Origin of the sequence: Paracoccus salsus (genome assembly GCF_021556615.1) — a bacterium.
GTDB classification, from domain to species: domain Bacteria; phylum Pseudomonadota; class Alphaproteobacteria; order Rhodobacterales; family Rhodobacteraceae; genus Paracoccus; species Paracoccus salsus.
Genome location: NZ_JAKGGD010000001.1, coordinates 361,034 through 376,730, shown reverse-complemented (window position 1 = coordinate 376,730; position 15,697 = coordinate 361,034). Strand labels below are relative to the sequence as shown.

Below are 15,697 nucleotides of genomic sequence, written 5' to 3'. Positions count from 1 at the left end.
GCCGGGGTCGCGATTGCGATGCAGCTTTACACCAAGAATCCGGATGATCGAAGGAAGAACGCCATGAAAGGACCCGAGCGGATCGCCGCGGACCGGATCGCGGCCGACTGGATCGCGATCGACTGGGGTACGACCAATCTGCGCCTGTGGGCGATGCACGGCGCCCGGATGCAGGCGCGTCGCGAATCGCGCCAGGGCGGGCTATGTCGTGACGATTTCGCCAGCGTGCTTGCGCAGGCGACGCAGGGCTGGGGCGAACTGCCGGTGGTTGCCTGCGGCATGGTCGGCTCTCGCGAGGGGTGGGTCGAGGCGCCCTATGCGGCCGTTCCGACCCAGGCGGTGCCGCGACTTGTCAGGGTTCCGGGCCAGCGCGTCTGGATCGCCTGCGGGATCCGTCAGCAGGAGCCGCCCGATGTGATGCGCGGCGAAGAAACCCAGATTGCGGGGTTGCTGGCGGCGCGGCCCGATTTCGACGGCGTGGCCTGCATGCCCGGCACCCACACGAAATGGGCCCGGATCTCGGCTGGCGAACTGTGTCATTTTCAAAGCTTCATGACCGGCGAGTTGTTCGCGTTGCTGTCGCAGAAATCGGTCCTGCGCCACACGCTTGGCACGGCTTCGGGGAATGCCGCGTTCGACGAGGCGGTGGCCGAGGCCTTGTCCCAGCCGCACCGCGCCTATGGCCGCCTGTTCCAGTTGCGTGCCGCCGCGCTGGTCGGCGATCAGGACCCGGACAACGCCGCCTCGCGGCTGTCGGGCCTGCTGATCGGATGCGAGCTGGCCGGCGCCAAGGCCTATTGGCTGGGGCAAGAGATCGCCATCGTCGGGGCAGAGGCGTTGTCTGCCCTCTACGCCCGCGCGCTGGCCGCGCAGGGGGTCACCGTGCACCAGGCCGATGGCGAGGCCTCGACCCTCGCCGGGCTGCATCGCGCCTGGCAAAGCATCAGGGAAACGCCATGAACAGGAACATCGTCGCCATCCTGCGCGGCATCACCCCTGCCCAAGCGCCCGCGATCGGTGTGGCGCTGGTCGAGGCGGGCGTCACGATGATCGAGGTGCCGCTGAACTCGCCCGATGCGCTGGACAGCATCGCGGCCTTGCAGGCGCGATTTGGTGGCATCGCCCGGATCGGTGCGGGCACCGTGCTGAGGGTGGACCAGGTGCAGGCGGTGGCCCGGACCGGCGCATGTCTCATCGTGTCACCGAACTGCGATGCCGCCGTCATCGGCGCCAGCAAGGCGGCAGGCTTGCTCAGCTTTCCCGGCGTCATGACCCCCACCGAGGCGTTCGCCGCCATTGCCGCCGGGGCCGACGCGCTGAAGCTGTTCCCGGGTGAACTGGTCGGGCCGGCGGGCCTGCGCGCGATGCGCGCCGTGCTGCCGCCGCATCTGCCGCTTTACGCGGTGGGCGGGGTCTCGACCGGGAACATGGCCGAGTGGTGCGCGGCGGGGGCGACCGGATTCGGGATCGGTTCCGCGCTTTACAAGCCGGGCGACACGGCGGCGGTGGTGGCTGACAAGGCCCGCGCGGTCATCGCGGCGTGGGACGCATTGGCCTGAACACCCGGTTTCGCCGTCAGGGCAGGACCGCCAGCCATAACCATGTGCTCAGCACCGAAGCCGCGGTCCCGATCAGGACCGACGAGGCCGCCACACGCCGTGCCGTGCCGTAGATACTGGCAAAGACATAGGCGTTGATGCCTGGCGCCATCGCGGCGGTCACGACCGCCGATCGTGTGCCCGCCACGTCCAGCGACAGCAGGTGCGCCATGCCGAAGGTGATCGCCGGGTGCAGGAGCAGCGAGCAGGCGCAACACATCGCGATGGTCGCCATGTCGCCCTCCGGGCGATAGCGGTAGAGCACGCCGCCCAGACCGAACAGCGCGGCGGGCAGGGCCGACCGCGCGATCATGTCCACCGCCGCCCAGAACCCCTCGGGCATGACAAGCCCGGCCAGCATCGACAGGTTCATCGCCAGCCCGAGCGCGATGCCGATGACCAGAGGTGTGCGCAGAACTCCCGACAGGGCCCGCAGCGTGACATGCCCCACCGCAAGGCCGCTGCCACGCGCGCGGGTGAATTCCATGGCCGTGATGCCGAAGGTGTAAAGCGCCGGGGAATGCAGCGCGATGATGGCCCAGTTGCCGTCCAGCGCGGCAGACCCGAAGGCGCGTTCGGTGATCGGCACGCCCAGCAGGAGGGTGTTGGAGAACAGGCAGACAAACCCGATCGCCACGCAGTCGGCGGGCGGGCGGTCGAAGAGGAAACGCGCACCCGCCCAGCCGACCGCATAGCTGGCCATTGCGCCACTGTAGAAGGCGACCAGCAGGGTCGGCCGGAACTCGGTGCCCAGATCCAGCCGCGCCATCGATGCGAACAGCAACGTCGGCACGGCGAAGTTCTGGGCAAAGCGCATCAGCCCGTCAACGGCGCCCTCGGAAAACCAGCCGCGCCAGCTGACGAAATAGCCAAATCCGATCACCAGAAAGACCGGCAGGATGATCGTGAAAAGCGCGCTCAAATCGGCGGCGCCGCAACCGCGGGCGGGCCGTCCGGCGTGACTTCGACCACCATCCCGTCATGGGCCGGAACGATATGGTCGGGTGTTTGGGCCAGCACCTCGTCATAGTCCATGTCAATATGCATGTTGGTCAGCACGCCGCGCGGGGTCCCGGCGCGTGCCAGCCATTCCAGCGCCTGCGCCAGATGGGCGTGGCTTGGATGCGGCTCGGGACGCAGCGCGTCGCATATGAAGATCTCGGCGCCCTCGATCAGCGGCCAGGCCAGGTCGGGGATCTGCGATACGTCGGGCAGATAGACCAGCCCGCCGATTCGAAACCCAAGTGCGGTGATCTCGCCATGCGCGACGCGAAACGGATGGAAAATGATCGCGCCGCCCGGCCCCTCGATCGTGACCGGCCCGACAAGCGGATGAAGTTCGGCGACCGGAGGATAAAAACTGCCGGGAGGCGTGTCGAAGATATAGGCGAAGCGTTCGACCAGCGCGGCGGCGGTCGGCGCGTCCGCCCAGACCGGGATCTTGCGCCGTGAATTGTAGACCAGCTGGCGCAGATCATCGATTCCGTGGACGTGATCGGCATGGGCGTGCGAATAGATGACCGCATCCAGCGTGGCGACACCGGCATCCAGAAGCTGCGGCACCATGTCGGGACCGGTGTCGATCAGCACCTGCGTCGTGCCATCCGCCCCGTCCCGTTCGACCAGCAGGGCGCAGCGCCGGCGGCGGTTGCGGGGATTGGCGGGGTCGCATGCCCCCCAGCGGCCGCCCAGTCTGGGAACGCCACCCGACGAGCCGCATCCGAGGATCGTGGCGCGGATCACGCCCGCTCTCCTGCGGCCTTCCAGAACAGGCGGTCGAAATTGGCCGAGGTCTGGCGGGCGAATTCGGCATAGTCCATGTCGAAAAGCCGGGCCCCGACCGCCGCCGTCCCGGTGACATAGGCAGGCTCGTTTCGCCGCCCGCGATGCGGGGGCGGGGCGAGATACGGGCTGTCGGTCTCGACGAGGATGCGGTCGATCGGGGCGGCCGCGAAGATCTCGCGCAACGCGGTCGAACGTGGAAAGGCCGCGATCCCCGACATCGACAGGTAAAAGCCCAGATCCAGCGCGGCACCCGCCAGCCCTGCGCCGGAACTGAAACAATGCATCACGCAGGAATAGCCGCCCGCACGGTGTTCGTCGGTCAGGATGCGCGCCATGTCGTCATCGGCGTCGCGGGCGTGGATGATCAGCGGCAGCCCCGTGCGCCGCGCCGCCTCGATATGGACACGCAGGCTTTCCTGCTGCGCTGCCGCGCTGTCGGCGGTGTAATGATAGTCGAGGCCGGTCTCGCCAATGCCCACGAATTTCGGGTGATCGGCCAGCGCCGTCAGCTCATCGAGGCCGGCCATCGGTTCGCTGGCGACGCTCATCGGGTGGGTCCCGGCCGCGTAGAAGACACCCGCGTGTGCCTCGGCCAGCGCGCGCACCCGCGGTTCGAGGCGCAGCTTGGTGCAGATCGTGACCATTCGCGTCACCCCGGCCTCGCGTGCCCGGGCGATCAGCGCATCGTGTTCGCCATCGAAATCGGGGAAGTCCAGGTGGCAATGGCTGTCGACAATCGGCGTGGTGGCCGCTTGGGTCATGGGTCAACTCTTGGCTGGCAGGGCGGATTGCGCCGGCGGCAGATGCGCCAGTTCGGTCAGCATATCCATCACCAGCGCCGCAGGGTCAAGGTTGACGGCCCGCCCTGTCCGGGCGCGGGCCGACAGCCGGGCCTGGGCGCCGGCCCAGTCGCGGGCGGCGCGGTCGTCGGGCGACAGTCGGGCCAGCAGCGCGCCCTCGCCTCGCGCGGCCTGCGGCAAGGGCGCGCCGACAAGCCCCGCGCGTGCGGTGCGGGTCAGGAAACGGTCCAGCAGCGTGACGGTCAGATCGAAGGGATCGCCATCGGCATTCGCGCGCCCGGCAGCCGCCTCCGACAGTTTGGCCGCGGCCATGCGGTCGAGGCGGGGCAGGGTCGCAAACAGGTTCACGATCTGCTGATACCGTGCCAGCCCGTCCTGTCCGGACAGACGCAGCGCCTCGCCGACCGATCCGTCCGACAGCGCGGCCAGGGCCTCGGCATCCTCGTTGACGCCGAGGCCGGCCAGCGCCTGCGCCATCAGTTCGGGATCCAGCGGGCTCAGCCGCAGCGTCCGGCAGCGCGAGCGGATGGTCGGGAGAAGCCGTGCGGGTTGATGCGCCACCAAAAGGATCAGGCCATCCTTCGGCGGTTCCTCGAGGATCTTCAGCAGCGCGTTCGAGGCGGGGATGTTCATCTCGTCGGCGGCGTCGATGATGACGATCCGCCGCCCGCCTTCGGCTGCCGAGAGGTGAAAGAAGGACAGCAGGCGGCGGATCTCGTCCACGGTGATTTCGGCACGCAACCGTCCTGCCTTGTCGTCCCAGGGCCTGCGGATCAATTGCAGGCCGGGATCGGACAGCGCCGCCAGACGACGGGCCGCAGGGTCGTCGGCAGCGACGGACAGATCGTCGCTGGCCGCGCCGGACAGCAGCCAGCGGGCGATGGACCATGCCAGCGTCGCCTTGCCGACGCCGCGCGGGCCGGTCAGCATCCACGCGTGATGCAGCCGATGGCTACGTGCGGCATCGACGAACTCCCGGATCGCGGCGTCCTGCCCGATCACACGCGGCGTCATCCGGGGATGCGGCGCGCCGGGAACCCGGTCGGGTTCGGGAATGTCGTCGAGCGCGGTCTTCACAAGGCGGCCTTTACCCTTGCTGCGACATCCTCGGGCGCGCCGTTGCCGTCGATCAGCCGCACACGGTCGGGATATTCCAGGGCCAGTGCGCGAAATCCCCGCGCAAGCCGTTCCTGAAAGCCCAGCCCCAGGCTTTCGAACCGGTCCTCGACCCCGCCCCGCGCATGGCCCCGCGCAAGTGCCGTGGCCGCGTCGAGATCGATGACGAAGGTCCGGTCGGGCTCGGTCGCGATCATCAGCGCGTGCAGGCGGTCCACCATGTCCCGCAGGTCGCCGCGGGCCGCGCCCTGATAGACGCGCGTGGAATCCGCGAAACGGTCGGTCACGACGGTGCCGCCGCGGGCAAGGGCGGGACGAATGGTGCGCTCGAGGTGGTCGCGGCGGGCGGCGGTGAACAGCAGACATTCCGTTTCCGCCGACCAGCGTTCGCCGTGGCCCTCGACCAGAAGTCGCCGGATCTCTTCGGCGCCCTGACTTCCGCCGGGCTCGCGGGTCAGGACGACATCATGGCCCGCGGACCGCAGGGCCTCGGCCAGAAGCCCGGCCTGGGTGGACTTGCCGCAGCCATCGATGCCCTCGAAGCTGATGAACATCACAGCCCCGAAGCTGCGATCGCCTTCTGGCCAAGCCGCATCACCGCGCTTTTCATGCGACCGGCGAAGCCGGCCTCCGGCACGTCCTGCGCGGCGATCAGCGGCGTCACGGCGTCCTTGACGCCAGGCACCGTCACCACCAGGTGCCCCAGCCTGTCGCCCTTGGCGATCGGTGCGGAAACCGGCGAATCATAGACCGCCTCGGCCTTGACCTGATCCCGGCCGCCGGCTGGGATCAGCACGTTCGCGCCGTCCCTCGTGGTCAGCCCGATCCGAGACTGGGCTCCCAGCCAGACGGGCACTTCGACGACGGTCTGGCCGGCCGGCACCAGGGTCTCCATCGTGAACTGACGAAACGCCCAGCTGACGAGGCGTTCGGCCTCTTCCGCGCGTGCGGTGGAAGAGGGCAGGCCAGTGATGACAAAGATCACCCGCCGCCCGTCCTGCACGGCCGAGCCAGCCAGACCGTAGCCCGCCTCCTCGGTGTGGCCGGTCTTCAGCCCGTCGGCGCCGATACCCAGGCTCAGCAGCGGATTGCGGTTGAACCGGTTGGCCGGCGCGCGATCGTCGAAGCGAAACTCGGTCATGGCGAAATTCTTGTAGAGCTCCGGGAAATCCTCGATCAGATGCAGCGACAGGATTCCCAGGTCATGGGCGGTCATCCGGTGGCGCGGGTCCGGCCAGCCCGAAGCGTTGGCGAAGGTCGAGTTGGTCAGCCCCAGCTCTTTTCCCCGTTCCGTCATCTGCCGTGAGAATGCCTCTTCGGTGCCCGACAGACCCTCGGCCACGACGACGCAGGCGTCGTTGCCCGACAGCACGATGATCCCCTTGATCAGTTCATCGACGGTCGGCCGGTCCAGTTCGTTCAGAAACATGGTCGAGCCGGTCATCTGCCGCGCCTTGGTCGAGACCGGCAGCTGCGTGTCCATCTGCACCCGCCCTTCCTGCAGGGCCTCAAACAGCATGTAGACGGTCATCAGCTTGGACATCGAGGCGGGCGGCACCAACTGGTCGGCGTTCTTTTCCATCAACACGGTGCCGGTGGCCACGTCATAGACCCAGGCCGTCTGCGCGTTGGTGTCGAAGGCCTGCACCGGGGCAGCCAGCAAGACCAAGGCGGCAAGCCTCAGCAGAAATGCGCGCATGGGAATTCCTTTGCCTGTTTGGGCATGATGGTTACATCAAGCCCGACCGCCCCGCAACGCGCGCGCGCTGCCCGACCCCCGAATTTTGATCGTCAGGGTTGCATGAGACGGGCCGCTAACCCATCCCCAGCGGATCGCGCCGCTTCCTGGCGCGTTCCGCGTCCTGCCTTTCGCTGATATAGGCGATCAGGCCCCAGCTGACGCAGTAGCAGCCACCCACAGACAGGATCAGCCAGCCCGGCAACGGTCCGATTGCCGAGCGTTCCAGAAGCTGCGCGGTCGATTCCAGCGGGGTCGGGTGCACGATCAGCTTCCCCATATAGGCGACGGCCTGGATCAGCAGGATCCAGAAATAGTTGCGCCGGATGCGCCGCCCGATCGCGGTCCACATGCTGACATGGTATTTCGGGTGCAGATAGTCGTCGGCCAGCCGGTCCTGCCAGTGTTCCTCAAGATGCAGGTCGCCATCCTTCAGCATCGGCGACAGGAAATGCAGCTCAAGCCACCGGCACCGCGCGCGCCAGACATTGAAATAGCGATAGCGCCGCGCTTCCAGCATCAGGAAGAAGATGATCAGGATCCCGACCAGCACCAGCGGCAGGGGGGACGCCTGAGGCGAGGCATAGGTGATCGACAGCGCGACCCCCAGCGTCACCACTGCCCAGTTGGTCGTCGTGTCCAGTCGCGTCCGCCAGATGGTCGAGCGATAGACTTCGCCACGATAGAGATGCGCCAGGACGCCCATCTCGGCCGCATCCAGATTCTTGCGGGGTTGCGCGTTCCCGTCCATCCGTTTTCTCCCTGCCTGCCAGAGTGGCAGCGCAGGATGGTTTCGGCAAGCGTTACTGCGGCGGCATGTCGGACAGCGCCGCTGTCGGGGCAGGGTCGCCGAGCGCCTCGTCTTGCGGCCTCGTCTTGCGGCCTCGTCTTGCGGCCTCGTCTTGCGGCCGCGTCGCCTGGCGGCACGATCCGGTTGCCGAACCGCGTGACGGTATTCGCGCGGACCGGGCCGTTCGTGACCGCGCCGGCACGACTGCACATCCTGCATGAAAGAAGCCGCCGGACCCTGGGTCCTGCGGCTTCCCTGATCTTCGCCTGCCCTGACCGGGCAGCGCGTCGCTCAGCCTTTGGCTTGATGGCTTCTGGGCTGTCGCGACGGGCGGCGCGACGGGCGCTTCTGCCCACCGGCAGCGGGCTTGCCCGCCATCATCGGCTTGCCGCGTCCACGCTGGCCACCGCGCGCCGAGGGCGGCGGCGCCGCCGGAACCTCGCCGCCGATCACCGGGATCGAGGATTTCATCGCGCGTTCGATGGCCTGCAGTTCGCCCAGTTCGGCCGGCGCGCACAGCGCCACGGCACGGCCGTCACGGCCGGCGCGGGCGGTGCGACCGATCCGGTGCACATAGTTTTCCGGCACGTTCGGCAGGTCATAGTTGTAGACATGCGCCACCTCGGGGATATCAAGCCCGCGCGCGGCCACATCGGTCGCGACCAGCACCTGCGTGTCACCCTTGCGGAATGCGGCAAGGGCGCGCTCGCGCTGGCCCTGCGACTTGTTGCCGTGGATCGCGGCGACCGAGAAGCCCCATTTCTCCAGCAGCTTGGACAGCTTTTCGCAGCCATGCTTGGTGCGGCCAAAGACCATCGACAACTCTCCCGGATGCTTGGCCAGATATTCGGCCAGCAGCGTCGCCTTGTCGCCCTGGGTGACGAAATGCACACCCTGTTCGATCTTGTCGGCGGCCTTGCCGGGCGGGTTGACGGCGACCTTGACAGGATCGGTCAGATAGGTGTCCGCCAGCTCCGACATCAGCTTCGGCATGGTGGCCGAGAACAGCAGCGTCTGCCGTTCCTTGGGCAGCATGCGCGCGATCTTGCGCAGCGTGTGGATGAAGCCGATATCCAGCATCTGGTCGGCCTCGTCCAGCACCAGGTAAGTGGTGGCCGACAGGTCGATGGCGCGACGCTCGATCAGGTCCATCAGGCGGCCCGGCGTGGCGATCAGGACGTCGACGCCGCGCGACATGCGCTCGACCTGGACGTTGATCGACGCGCCGCCGACCACGCGAAAGCTGCGGATCGGGGTGCCTTCGGCATAGGAATCGATATGGGCTGCGATCTGGGTGGCCAGTTCGCGCGTCGGCGCCAGGATCAGGGCGCGGCAGGTCCTGGGGTCCGGCTTCTTGCCGAACCTGATGAGCCGGGTCAGCATCGGCAGGCCGAAGGCCGCCGTCTTGCCGGTGCCGGTCTGGGCGAGGCCCAGCACGTCGCGACCCTCGACCACTGCAGGAATGCCCTGCGCCTGGATCGGGGTCGGCTGGGTCAGCCCCATCGCCGCGATATTGGCGTTGATGCGGTGATCGATGCCCATCTCGGCGAAGGCGCCGGTGGCCAGCGGCTCGCGTGACGGGGCGCGTCGGCCCTCGTTCGAGGCGGCGTGCGGCGGTGCGGTGCGGGTCTTGGCCTTGCCGCCACGAAGGGGGCGGCGACGGTCGTTGTTCTGTTCCATGAATTACTTTCGTCCCTGCATCCCCCGTATCGGACGCAAGGCAGGGGCCACGCCATCAGGGCGAGGCTTCAGCAGGGGTGCAGGCGCGATACGAGGATGCCTGCAAGCCTCCCCGCGTGAATGGGAAACTGGATTTCTTGTCGTGCCGTCAAGCGAATGGATCGCGGCTGCTCACGCGGCAGCGGGCGGCGACTGGGGACAGATGGGGCAGGGCGGGCGAGAAGTCAAGCGCGGTCTGCGCTGTCCAGCCATATCGTCACCGGCCCGTCGTTCAAAAGCCGCAGCTTCATGTCCGCGCCGAACACGCCGGTTTCGACCGCCACGCCGTGCCCGCGCAGGCTGGCGGCGAAGGTTTCGTAAAGCCGCCGCCCGTCTTCGGGCGCCGCGGCGGCCGAAAAGCCGGGCCGGTTGCCGGTGCGCGTGTCGGCGGCCAGCGTGAACTGGCTGACGACCAGCGCACCGCCCGAGACATCCAGCAGCGATCTGTTCATCTTGCCACGGTCATCCTGGAATATCCGCAGCTTGGCGACCCGCGCCGCCAGCTTGTCGGCCGCCGTCGCATCATCGTCCTGCATCGCGCAGACCAGCACCAGCAGCCCCGGCCCGGTCTCGCCGACGATCCGGCCCTCGACCTCGACCGAGGCTTCGCTGACGCGCTGGACCAGCGCCCTCATGCCCGGCGGTTCCAGACGGCAAACAGCCACATCCCGGCGACCATCGCCGCGAAGAAGATCAGGAAAGGCGTGCCGCCAAAGCCGATCGAGGCCATTGCGGGACCGGGGCAAAGCCCGGCAAAGCCCCAGCCAAGCCCGAACAGCGCCGCGCCGGCGATCAGCCGGGCGTCGATCATCTGCGGCGGTGGCGGCGGCATTTGCGTCCCGGTCAGCGCCGTGCGGCGGCGGGCGGCGACGCGCCAGGCGACCAGCATCGGAAGGATGGCGCCGGTCAGCACGAAGCCGAGCGTCGGGTCCCACCGACCGAACACGTCCAGCCAGCCCTGCACCTTTGCCGGGTTGGTCATCCCCGAAATCAGCAGCCCCGCTCCGAACAGCGCACCCGACAGCGCCGCGATCATCAGCCGCTTCATGCCGTCCACCCCAGCGCCCGCGACAGCACCACGGCGATGCCGCCCGCCAGCAGATAGACCACCGTCGCCACGATCCCGCGACGCGACAGGCGCGAGATGCCGCACACGCCATGTCCCGAGGTGCAGCCGTTCCCCAGCCGCGTGCCGAACCCGACCATCAGGCCGGCCAGCACCAGAACCCCGCTGCCCGCGATCGGGGCCGAGCGTTCGGCGACCCCACCCGCCACCAGCAGCGCTGGCAGAAGAACAAGTCCGCCGATGAAGGCCGCGCGCTCGGTCCAGTTGGACCGGCCGGTGCCATCGACCAGCCCGCCCAGCAGCCCGCTGGCCCCCATGATCCGGCCATTGCCCAGAAGATACAGCGCCGCAGCGCCGCCGATCATCATCCCGCCGATCAGCCCGGCTATCCAGTCAGGGTTCATCATCCGCTCCGCGTTTCGTTGTGGCGGTGATATATTCCATGCACGGAATGTTTCAAGCGCTTCTTCCGGGTCACCGGCCCAGGAAGATGCCCAGGACCACCATCATCAGTCCGATACTGGACGCGGCCAGCGCGCCCATGTTCACCGCGATGACGCCGCGCATCTTCGTCCGAAGCGCGGCGTCGTCCAGCCCTGCCCGGCGCGCTCGGGCCACCGTCACGATGCACCAGATCAGTGCCGCAAGCCCCGCCAGCGTCAGTGCCGCGCCTGTCCAGATGATGACTTCGAAGATGTCCATGATCGTCCTTCCCCGTGCTCGGCCCGCGCTTGCGAGCGATGCGCTGACATCGCGCGGATGCCGCCCTAGCGGCGATTGCACCCCGGAACAAGAGGGCCTAACAGTCTGGCCCCAGGGCGGGGCCGAACGCGGCAACCCCGAGGCAGGACAGGAAGGACATATCCGCATGCAGGACGATCAAGCCTACGGCGTCGCCGCCGATGAGCTGCGCCAGTTCATCGAGCAGTTCGAACAGCTCGAGGCCGAAAAGAAGGATGTCGCCGAGCGACAGAAGGAGATCATGGCCGAGGCGAAGGCGCGCGGCTACGACACCAAGGTGATGAAAAAGATCGTCGCCATGCGCAAGCGCGACCGCGATGATCTGGCCGAGGAAGAGGCGATCCTCGACATGTACAAGAAGGCGCTGGGCATGGTGTGACGCCGCAAGCCGCCGCTGCTGCCGCGCCGCCGGCAGGGCCTGGCGCGCGCGGCAGCACCCGCCTGCGGCAGCACCCCGCCCGTGGCAGCGCCATGACGGTGCCGCGTGTCCGTCAGGGCAGGACGAACTCGACGCCCGGCAGGACCGCGATCTCGGCCACGTCGGCGCGGAAGGTTTCGGTGGTTTCGTCCACCAGTTCCTGCGTCCAGCCGGGCAGGTTGACATCTTCCTCGGCGATATCGGGCAGAATGTCGGTTTGCAGGATCTCGGCGCAGATCTGGCGGCGCTGCCGGATCGTCAACTGATCGTGGCCCCCAAGCGCGGTGCGCAGCTTGTCCAGGCCGTCGTCCCCAAGAAGCTCGTGCATGTAAAGCAGCGCACCCGACAGGGGCGACTCGGGCGGCATGTCGCCTGCCAGCCGCACCAGCTCGGGCCAGATCAGCGGAACATCCTCGTGGCACCAGACGACCACCCTCCGGCCCTGCGCAGCCGAGGCCAGCCGGCGGATCGTGTCGCGCCAGCGAAGATTGCCCGGCGCGCAGCCCTGCATCAGCGATTCGTAGTCCCCCGATGTCAGATGCATCAGCTTGGGCAGAAGCACGGCGGGGTTGCGGATCGCGACAAAGAACTCGCTTTGCGCCTGCGGGAACAGATTGGCCAGCGCGGCGGCGCGGTTGCCGATATGGGGATAGAGCCCTTCGGGACCGATCGCGCGTCCGGGCGTGCCCAGCAGGGTCGGGCTGGACATCACCACCCGCTGCGGCGCATCGCTTTCCAGCATCGCGTCCAGCATGATCTGCTGCATCCCGGGCGTTGCCGGGCCGCCATTCAGCGCCATAATCGCCTCTTCGAACAGGCCGCGATGGCGGGCCGGCGAGATCACCTCGGTCCGGTTGCGCAACAGCCAGGCGCGGTTGTTCAGCAGCGTCTTCAGCAGCCTGTCGCCGTCGGTGCCGTGCACCCCGAGGTGGAAAACCATCTGCATCTGTGCTGCCCCGTCGTTTCTTCTTGCAACTCTTAGGTGTGGCGCGCGCAGATTAACCAGCATTCGTGGACAGTCAAACCGCTTTGCAGTATCGCCCGGGACATGAGCGTTCCCGACACCGTTCCGCCGCGCCGCCGCAGTCACGACCACGCCCTCCGGCAGGGCGGCGGTCGGGGCTGGTCGATCGCGGCGGTGGTGATTGCGGCGCTGGTGCTGATGCCGGTCGCGGCGGTGGCGTGGCTGGCGCTGAACCCGACCGAGAATATCTGGCCGCATCTGCTGGCCACGGTGATGCCACGCTATGTCCTGAATACCGTGATCCTGTCGGCTGGCACCGGCGCGCTGGCGGCGGCGATGGGTGCGGGCTCGGCGTGGCTGGTCAGCATGTATGATTTCCGCGGCCGCCGTGCGCTTGAGTGGCTGCTGCTGCTGCCGCTGGCGGTGCCGGCCTATATCGGCGCCTATGCGCTGGCCGATTTCCTGGACTACAGCGGGCCGGTGCAGACCGCGCTGCGCGGATGGTTCGGGTTCGCCGATTCCCGTGACTACTGGTTTCCCGACATCCGTTCGATCGAGGCGGCGATCCTGGTGCTGGCCTCGGCGCTGTATCCCTATGTCTATCTGCTGACCCGGGCCGCGCTGCACGAACAATCGGGCAGCGCCTACGAGGTCGCGCGCGCCCTGGGAACAGGCCCTTGGGGGCTGTTCCGCCGGGTGGGGCTGCCGCTGGCCCGGCCCGCAATCGTCGCCGGCTCGGCCATCGCGATGATGGAGGCGGTCGCGGATTACGGGGTGGTCAGCTATTTCGGCGTCCAGACCCTGAACACCGGAATCTTCACCACATGGCTGGAACGGCGCAACGCTGGCGGCGCCGCGCAGATCGCCTGTGTCATCCTGCTGGTGGTGGTCGTGCTGGCCTTGTGGGAGCGATTTGGCCGGCGCAACGCCCGCTATCATCAAAGCGCCCGCCAGCCGCGACCGATCGTGCGACAGCGCCTCGGCGGAATTTCCGGGCTGGCGGCGGCATTTGCCTGCGCCCTGCCCTTTGCGTTGGGCTTTGTCCTGCCGGTCGCGGTGATCCTGAACTACGCGCTGGCCTATCCGCAAGGCTGGATCACGCCGGGACTTGCCAGCGCCGCATGGCACACGGTCAGCCTGGGCGGGCTGGCGGCCATCGCGACGGTCGTCCTGGCACTGGTCATGGTCTACGGGGTGCGCCTGTCGGGACGGGCGTTGCCACGCCTGCTGATGCCGGTGACGACGGTTGGCTATGCCGCCCCGGGCGCGGTGCTGGCGGTCGGCATCCTGATCCCGCTCGCCGCGCTGGATCATCGGGTCGCGGATGGCTGGCAGGCGCTGACGGGCAGCGATCCGGGGATGATCCTGACCGGCAGCGGCGCGGCGATCGTCTTTGCCTATGTGGTGCGCTTCTTCGCGATCGGCCAGGGTGCGATCGACGGCGCCTTCACGCGCGTTCCGCCCTCGCTGCCGATGGCGGCGCGGTCGCTGGGGCGCGACAACGCGGGTGTGCTGCGCGATGTCTTCCTGCCGCTGATGCGCGGATCGGTCGGTTCGGCGCTGCTGCTGGTGTTCGTCGATTGCTGCAAGGAGTTGCCAGCCACGCTGCTGCTGCGACCCTTCAACTATGAAACGCTGGCGACCCGGGTGCATGAAAAGGCAAGCCTCGAGGATCTGGGCAATGCCGCCCCGGCCGCGATTCTGGTGATGGCGGTCGGCATCCTGGCGGTCGCGCTGCTGGCGCGGACCAATCTGGGCCGGCGCAAGACCGCAGCGCGCAGCATCGGCCCGGCCGCCGCACTCTGAGCCCGGAACGGGCGGCGCGGAATGTTCGGATGCTTGCCCAGCCGCGGGCGGCCTGCTAGAGAACGTCGCGCGTGGCCCCCATAGCTCAGCTGGTAGAGCAGCGGTTTTGTAAACCGAAGGTCGGCGGTTCGATCCCGTCTGGGGGCACGCGGCAACCGGATACGACGACCCGTCCGCCCCTTCCTTCGCATCCTGCGCTTTTCTCGGGCAGAACGACTCCGATCCCGCTTGAGCGCGTCATGGCTTTGTCATAGTCCTGCCGCCATGCGTATTCTGTTTCTGGGCGATGTAATGGGCCGGGCCGGGCGGCGGGCGATCACCGAAAGGCTGGCCACGCTTCGAATCCGGCTGAAGGCCGACTTCGTGATCGTCAACGCCGAGAACGCCAGCGGCGGGCGCGGGATCACGGCTGGCCACGCGCAACTGCTGCTGGAATCGGGCGCCGACTGCCTGACGCTGGGGGATCATGCCTTCGACCAGAAGGACATGCTGGCCTTCATCGACCGCGAGCCGCGCATCATCCGGCCGCTGAACTTCGCCAAGGATGCGCCCGGGCGCGGCGCGGGGGTGTTCAGCGATCCGCGCGGCCGCAAGATCCTGGTGACCCAGGCGCTGGGGCAGGTGTTCATGTCACGGCCCTATGACGACCCGTTCTCGGCGCTGGACGCCGTGCTGCGTGCCCATCCGCCCGGCGGGATGGTGCAGGCCGCCGTGGTGGATATCCACGCCGAGGCGACCAGCGAGAAGATGGCGACCGGGCATTTCTGCGACGGCCGGTCCAGCCTCGTGGTCGGGACCCACACCCATGTTCCCACCGCCGATGCCCAGATCCTGACGCGCGGCACGGCCTATCTGTCGGACGCGGGGATGTGCGGCGATTACGACAGCGTCATCGGCATGGACAAGGCCGAACCGCTGCGCCGTTTCGTCACCGGCATGGCGCGGGATCGCTTCACCCCGGCCGAGGGCGACGCCACGCTGGCCGGCGTGCTGGTCGAGACCGACGACCGCAGCGGACTTGCCCGCCGGATCGAGCCGGTCCGCGAAGGCGGCCGGCTGACCCCCAGCCACCCGGCCGGCGGCTGACTGCGGGATGTCGTCTTGACGCCTTGCAGCATGTCCCGAAATCGGCGCAAGATGCGCGCGATGGCGCGTG

Annotated in this window: 18 protein-coding genes and 1 tRNA gene; 6 read left to right on the top strand and 13 right to left on the bottom strand. The window is 68.1% G+C overall.

Features of this window, described 5'->3' with window-relative positions:
- Window positions 1-63: 63 nt before the first annotated feature.
- Both L1965_RS01885 and L1965_RS01880 read left to right on the top strand, forming a co-directional pair.
- On the top strand, window positions 64-960 hold the full coding sequence (locus L1965_RS01885) for a 2-dehydro-3-deoxygalactonokinase (RefSeq protein ID WP_235754705.1): 897 nt from the start codon (window positions 64-66) through the stop codon (window positions 958-960).
- A complete protein-coding gene (locus tag L1965_RS01880; RefSeq protein ID WP_235754704.1) occupies window positions 957-1,559 on the top strand; it encodes a 2-dehydro-3-deoxy-6-phosphogalactonate aldolase in 603 nt (200 codons plus the stop codon). Before L1965_RS01885 ends, L1965_RS01880 begins: the two co-directional genes overlap by 4 nt.
- A 16-nt stretch (window positions 1,560-1,575) precedes the next feature.
- Here the strand turns inward: L1965_RS01880 and L1965_RS01875 are convergent, their stop codons facing one another.
- The 12 genes from L1965_RS01875 to L1965_RS01820 form a co-directional block, all read right to left on the bottom strand.
- On the bottom strand, window positions 1,576-2,520 hold the full coding sequence (locus L1965_RS01875) for an AEC family transporter (protein WP_235754703.1): 945 nt from the start codon (window positions 2,518-2,520) through the stop codon (window positions 1,576-1,578).
- On the bottom strand, window positions 2,517-3,341 hold the full coding sequence (locus L1965_RS01870; RefSeq protein ID WP_235754702.1) for an MBL fold metallo-hydrolase: 825 nt from the start codon (window positions 3,339-3,341) through the stop codon (window positions 2,517-2,519). The genes L1965_RS01875 and L1965_RS01870 overlap by 4 nt, the downstream gene beginning before the upstream one ends.
- The gene (locus tag L1965_RS01865) at window positions 3,338-4,144 is read right to left on the bottom strand and encodes a TatD family hydrolase (RefSeq protein WP_235754701.1); all 807 of its coding nucleotides are present in this window, start codon (window positions 4,142-4,144) and stop codon (window positions 3,338-3,340) included. Before L1965_RS01865 ends, L1965_RS01870 begins: the two co-directional genes overlap by 4 nt.
- A 3-nt stretch (window positions 4,145-4,147) precedes the next feature.
- Window positions 4,148-5,260 (bottom strand): DNA polymerase III subunit delta', encoded by a 1,113-nt coding sequence (locus tag L1965_RS01860; RefSeq protein ID WP_338421459.1) that lies wholly within the window; start codon window positions 5,258-5,260, stop codon window positions 4,148-4,150.
- Complete coding sequence (gene tmk / locus L1965_RS01855; protein WP_235754700.1) at window positions 5,257-5,853, bottom strand: dTMP kinase; 597 nt, start codon at window positions 5,851-5,853, stop codon at window positions 5,257-5,259. The genes L1965_RS01860 and tmk overlap by 4 nt, the downstream gene beginning before the upstream one ends.
- On the bottom strand, window positions 5,853-6,998 hold the full coding sequence (locus L1965_RS01850; protein WP_235754699.1) for a D-alanyl-D-alanine carboxypeptidase family protein: 1,146 nt from the start codon (window positions 6,996-6,998) through the stop codon (window positions 5,853-5,855). The genes tmk and L1965_RS01850 overlap by 1 nt, the downstream gene beginning before the upstream one ends.
- A gap of 115 nt (window positions 6,999-7,113) precedes the next feature.
- Window positions 7,114-7,788, bottom strand: coding sequence for a DUF2270 domain-containing protein (locus L1965_RS01845; protein ID WP_235754698.1), 675 nt, complete (start codon window positions 7,786-7,788; stop codon window positions 7,114-7,116).
- Between the two features lie 330 nt (window positions 7,789-8,118).
- Window positions 8,119-9,369 carry a DEAD/DEAH box helicase gene (locus tag L1965_RS01840; RefSeq protein ID WP_235754985.1) on the bottom strand — a complete coding sequence of 417 codons (1,251 nt, stop codon included), beginning with the start codon at window positions 9,367-9,369 and terminating at the stop codon, window positions 8,119-8,121.
- A 362-nt stretch (window positions 9,370-9,731) separates the two neighbouring features.
- Window positions 9,732-10,181: a D-aminoacyl-tRNA deacylase gene (gene dtd / locus L1965_RS01835; protein WP_235754697.1), complete on the bottom strand. Its 450-nt coding sequence runs from the start codon at window positions 10,179-10,181 to the stop codon at window positions 9,732-9,734.
- On the bottom strand, window positions 10,178-10,594 hold the full coding sequence (locus L1965_RS01830; RefSeq protein ID WP_235754696.1) for a DUF6691 family protein: 417 nt from the start codon (window positions 10,592-10,594) through the stop codon (window positions 10,178-10,180). The genes dtd and L1965_RS01830 overlap by 4 nt, the downstream gene beginning before the upstream one ends.
- Window positions 10,591-11,016, bottom strand: coding sequence for a YeeE/YedE family protein (locus tag L1965_RS01825; RefSeq protein WP_235754984.1), 426 nt, complete (start codon window positions 11,014-11,016; stop codon window positions 10,591-10,593). The genes L1965_RS01830 and L1965_RS01825 overlap by 4 nt, the downstream gene beginning before the upstream one ends.
- A 70-nt stretch (window positions 11,017-11,086) precedes the next feature.
- Window positions 11,087-11,314, bottom strand: coding sequence for a hypothetical protein (locus L1965_RS01820; protein ID WP_235754695.1), 228 nt, complete (start codon window positions 11,312-11,314; stop codon window positions 11,087-11,089).
- Between the two features lie 166 nt (window positions 11,315-11,480).
- On the opposite strand from L1965_RS01820, the gene L1965_RS01815 reads away from it, so the two are divergent.
- Window positions 11,481-11,732: a DUF2312 domain-containing protein gene (locus L1965_RS01815; RefSeq protein WP_235754694.1), complete on the top strand. Its 252-nt coding sequence runs from the start codon at window positions 11,481-11,483 to the stop codon at window positions 11,730-11,732.
- Between the two features lie 112 nt (window positions 11,733-11,844).
- On the opposite strand, the gene L1965_RS01810 is transcribed toward L1965_RS01815, so the two are convergent.
- Window positions 11,845-12,717 carry a hypothetical protein gene (locus L1965_RS01810; protein ID WP_235754693.1) on the bottom strand — a complete coding sequence of 291 codons (873 nt, stop codon included), beginning with the start codon at window positions 12,715-12,717 and terminating at the stop codon, window positions 11,845-11,847.
- Window positions 12,718-12,933: 216 nt separating this feature from the next.
- Between L1965_RS01810 and L1965_RS01805 the strand changes: the two genes are divergently transcribed.
- The 3 genes from L1965_RS01805 to L1965_RS01795 all read left to right on the top strand — a co-directional run bounded on the left by L1965_RS01805 (window position 12,934) and on the right by L1965_RS01795 (window position 15,627).
- A complete protein-coding gene (locus L1965_RS01805) occupies window positions 12,934-14,541 on the top strand; it encodes an ABC transporter permease (protein WP_235754983.1) in 1,608 nt (535 codons plus the stop codon).
- A 74-nt stretch (window positions 14,542-14,615) separates the two neighbouring features.
- A tRNA-Thr gene (locus L1965_RS01800) sits at window positions 14,616-14,688 on the top strand.
- 117 nt (window positions 14,689-14,805) lie between these two features.
- Window positions 14,806-15,627: a TIGR00282 family metallophosphoesterase gene (locus tag L1965_RS01795; RefSeq protein WP_235754692.1), complete on the top strand. Its 822-nt coding sequence runs from the start codon at window positions 14,806-14,808 to the stop codon at window positions 15,625-15,627.
- Window positions 15,628-15,697: the final 70 nt, after the last annotated feature.